Raw genomic sequence first — 3,345 nt, 5'->3', positions numbered from 1 at the left:
TATTCGAGGTGGTAAACCGTTCATGCAGCATATTTGTTTCTGGTATGAATCTTATACTTTCTGAAGACGAAAAATATTATATTTGCGAAATGTTGAGCGAAGTATATAACTTTATTCCACAGTAATGGCCAAAGAGTATAAAACGCTTTCATATGTGTATGAAAGCAGTGGAGATTGATAAATAATGATCTGTTCAGACTGGAAAAAAACCTCCGACGCAACGGGGGTTTTTTTGTTGTTTACAAAATTTCCTCTGATCTATACAGAAGTTTGGCACAGAACTTGCATCATAGATATGTGGAGAGAAACAAAGGGGGTGAGACAGATGATCGGTGTAATTGTTGGGACACACGGGAAATTTTCTGAAGAAATACTGAGGTCAACAGAAATGGTTTTCGGCCAATTGGATAATGTGGCAGGTGTTACGTTTGAACCAGGTGAAAGTGTCAGCGGACTTGTAGAGAAATATAAGGCTGCGTTGGCATCGCTGGATTGGACGGACGGTGTTATCTTCCTTGTTGATCTATTCGGCGGCAGTCCTTATAATGCTGCCAGCCGAATTGCAGTTAACCATGAAAAAATGGATATTGTGACAGGAGTAAACCTGCCAATGATCGTTGACCTTCTTGCAAACAGAGGAATTGAACAAGTGGAGAATTTGGTAAATTTAGCGATCCATGCAGGGCACGATTCCATGATGTCTTTTCGTGCCATTCGAAACAGTCAATTAGAGGAGGAATTATAGAATGGAAATTGCATTAGTTCGTATTGATGACCGTCTGATTCACGGTCAGGTGGCGACCGTTTGGGTGAAAGAAGCGAAGTGCAATAAGATTATCGCCGTTAGCGATGAAGTCGCAGCGGATACATTACGCAAAACCTTATTGCTTCAGGTGTCGCCGCCTGGAATTAAGGCGTATGTCGTAACGATTAACAAAGCGATAGAGGCTTATAATAACCCCAAATACAGTGATTTTAAAACATTGTTTCTCTTTACCAACCCTACGGATGTACTGCGGGTTGTGGAAGGGGGAGTACCCATCCGCTCGGTGAATGTTGGAGGAATGTGTTTTAAGGAAGGAAAGACGCAGATTACCGGGGCGGTATCCGTAAACCAACAGGATGTAGATGCATTTCGAAAGCTGCATGAAAAAGGCATTGAGCTGGAAATCAGAAAAGTAGCCAGTGATCCGAAAATCAACTTGATTACCAAACTGCAGGATATGTGATCGTAAATACCAGGCGGCAACTAGAGAGGAGTTATAGAAATGACTGTTTTTCAAATTGTAATGGTAACACTGGTAGCGGCCATATGTGGCATGGGTAGCGTTCTAGATGAAGGGCAAACCCATCGTCCTCTGATTGCGTGTACGTTGATTGGCCTTGTCCTTGGCGATCTCAAAACTGGCATTATACTTGGCGGTACTCTGGAATTAATGGCTTTGGGATGGATGAATGTAGGAGCATCCATGGCACCAGACGCTGCTCTAGCCAGCGTGGTTTCAACCATTTTGGTCATCGTCGGCCATCAATCGATCGGCGCCGGAATTGCCGTTGCGATTCCAATTGCAGCCGCCGGACAAGTGCTTACCATTTTTGTCAGGACGATTACTGTCTTCTTCCAGCATTTAGCTGATAAGTATGCGGAATCTGCAAATTTCAAAGGAATTGAGCTATGTCACTTTATTGCCTTACTTTTGCAAGGTCTGCGCGTTGCTTTGCCCGCTGTTTTGGTGGCAGTTGCCGCAGAAACGGGCCTGGTGACTGCTATGCTTAACGCAATTCCGGAGGTTATCACCAGAGGACTACAAATTGCGGGCGGCTTTATCGTAGTCGTAGGGTATGCGATGGTCATTAATATGATGGCAGCCAAATACCTGATGCCATTCTTCTTTCTGGGCTTTGTCATTGCAGCTTTTACCAGCATTAATCTGGTTGGTTTTGGGGTCATTGGCGCGGTTCTGGCTCTGCTTTACATCCAGCTGAGCCCAAAATACAACCAGCGTAATGAGAAGATGGAAGAAATTGAAGAGTTATAGTAACTACCTGAAGGGAGAGGAGAGCACTATGAAAGAAAAGAAGCTGACTAAAAGTGATTTAAATAAGATGTTTGTCCGTTCATGCTTCCTGTTAGGCTCGTTCAATTTTGAGCGAATGCAGTCGATCGGTTTCTGTGTCACCTTGATCCCTGCGATTAAGCGGCTGTACAGCAAGAAAGAAGATCAAAAAGAGGCATTGAAAAGACATCTGGAATTTTTCAACACTCAACCGTTTATCTCGGCGCCTATTATGGGTGTAACGGCTGCGATGGAAGAGCAGAAAGCAAGCGGCCAGCCGATTGACAATGCCACCATAAGTGGAGTCAAAGTCGGTTTAATGGGACCCCTTGCGGGAGTGGGTGACCCCATTTACTGGGGGACTTTACGCCCGGTTCTGGCTGCACTCGGAGCCTCAATCGCCTTATCCGGCAGCCTTGTCGGACCGGTTCTTTTCTTCCTTCTCTTTAACACTGCACGCTTGGCAACGAAATGGTACGGTCTGAAATACGGTTATCACAAAGGTACGGAGATTGTCTCCGATATGTCTGGAAACCGGTTGCAAAAACTCACGGAGTCAGCCTCCATACTGGGGCTTTTCGTTATGGGCGCACTTGTTTCCAAATGGACCACCCTGAATGTGCCGCTGGTGGTATCAAGATATGTGTGAACGGATGGAAAAGAGGTTATTACGACCGTTCAGATGATTTTGGATCAATTGATGCCCGGACTTTTACCACTATTATTGACATTTTTATGTATGAGGCTACTGAAAAAGAAAGTGAACGCAATCGCTCTGATTTTTGCTTTATTCGCGGTAGGCATTATTGGGTACGCATTTGGTGTTTTGGCTTAAAACGTGCCGGTCAGGGAGTTATCCTTGGCCGGACCTCGTCGGATTTTTGTGACCAAAGCAGCGTAAACATAAGAAATTGAGTTATAGAGATAAATGTAAACGCTTTATTTGTGACGTTAAGAATAACACTAGGTGTTCAAAATATTAAAAGAGGATGTGAAAGATGGTGAAGAGGAAGTTAAGTATGCTGCTTATTTGCTTTATGGTATTTAGTTTACCATTAACTCCCGCCTTTGCAGCGGATCTTGGTTATTACGATGAACCTTACCGTAATCAGATTCATTTTTCGCCTGAGGCTAACTGGATGAACGACCCGAATGGAATGGTTTATTATAAGGGTGAATATCATCTTTTTTACCAGTATCATCCTTATGGGACGAAATGGGGACCGATGCATTGGGGGCATGCGGTGAGCAAAGACCTTATTCATTGGAAACATTTACCGATTGCGTT

The 3,345-nt window shown here is 44.1% G+C and carries 3 protein-coding genes and 2 pseudogenes; all 5 read left to right on the top strand.

What is annotated here, in order from left to right; translation table 11 throughout:
- Positions 1–325 precede the first annotated feature (325 nt).
- Positions 326–745 carry a PTS sugar transporter subunit IIA gene (locus tag GRP75_RS22220; protein ID WP_013309476.1) on the top strand — a complete coding sequence of 140 codons (420 nt, stop codon included), beginning with the start codon at positions 326–328 and terminating at the stop codon, positions 743–745.
- A gap of 1 nt (position 746) precedes the next feature.
- Positions 747–1,229 (top strand): mannose/fructose/sorbose PTS transporter subunit IIB, encoded by a 483-nt coding sequence (locus GRP75_RS22215; protein ID WP_160790381.1) that lies wholly within the window; start codon positions 747–749, stop codon positions 1,227–1,229.
- 39 nt (positions 1,230–1,268) lie between these two features.
- Positions 1,269–2,039, top strand: coding sequence for a PTS mannose/fructose/sorbose transporter subunit IIC (locus GRP75_RS22210; protein ID WP_023988666.1), 771 nt, complete (start codon positions 1,269–1,271; stop codon positions 2,037–2,039).
- A gap of 28 nt (positions 2,040–2,067) precedes the next feature.
- Positions 2,068–2,892, top strand: a pseudogene (manZ, locus tag GRP75_RS22205) (PTS mannose transporter subunit IID).
- Between the two features lie 184 nt (positions 2,893–3,076).
- Positions 3,077–3,345: pseudogene (locus GRP75_RS22200) on the top strand (levanase); the annotation flags it as partial.

This window comes from Paenibacillus sp. OT2-17, assembly GCF_009827695.1.
Classification (GTDB): Bacteria; Bacillota; Bacilli; order Paenibacillales; family Paenibacillaceae; genus Paenibacillus; species Paenibacillus polymyxa_B.
The sequence above is the reverse complement of the archived record's forward strand: the minus strand, read 5'-3'. Positions and strand labels throughout refer to the sequence as shown.